We start from the raw sequence: 614 nt of genomic DNA on the forward strand, positions 1-614 counted from the left end.
GGCTGGAACGGCGGCTGCTGGGGCGGCTGCGCGGCCTGCTGAGGCTCGGCCTGAGTCCGCGACTGGTGCGGTTGACGCTGCGGCAACTGGGGGCGCTGCTGCTGCGGCTGCTGAGCGGGCGTCGGCTGGAACTGCTGAGCCTGGTACGACGACGGCGACGGCTGCGGCGGTTCCGGCTGGTGCGACTGCGGCGTTTCCGGCTGATACAGCTGCCCCGACTGCGATTGCCACGACGGCTGCGGCTGCGGTGCTTCCTGCTGCGGTGACTGCGATTGCCACGGCTGCGCCTGCGACGGCTGCTGCGGTTGCGCGGGTGATTGCCGTGCCGGTTCGGGCTGCGGTGCCTGTGACTGCCACGGCTGCTGCTGTGATTGGGGCGACTGTGCCTGCTGCTGGGCAACCTTCAGCTGCGGTAGATCCGACTGCGGTGCCTGTGACTGCCACGGCTGCCGCGACTGCTGCTGCGACTGCGCGGACGGCTGCTGCTGCGCGGGCTGGGGCTGTCCCGGGTGCTGCAGGCCGCTGAGTGCGTCGGCGGTGCCCTGGGCGAAGGCGTCGAGGTCCGCGAGCACGGAGTCTGGATCGGCGGGCTTGGCGGCGCGCGGGGTGGGTGC

1 pseudogene is annotated in these 614 nt (G+C 72.3%); it reads right to left on the reverse strand.

Annotation, left to right across the window (positions count from 1 at the left end):
• Positions 1 to 572, reverse strand: a pseudogene (locus KDK95_RS34900) (hypothetical protein); the annotation flags it as partial.
• Between the last annotated feature and the right edge of the window lie 42 nt (positions 573 to 614).

Source organism: Actinospica acidithermotolerans (genome assembly GCF_018139625.1).
In the GTDB taxonomy this organism is placed as follows: domain Bacteria; phylum Actinomycetota; class Actinomycetes; order Streptomycetales; family Catenulisporaceae; genus Actinospica; species Actinospica acidithermotolerans.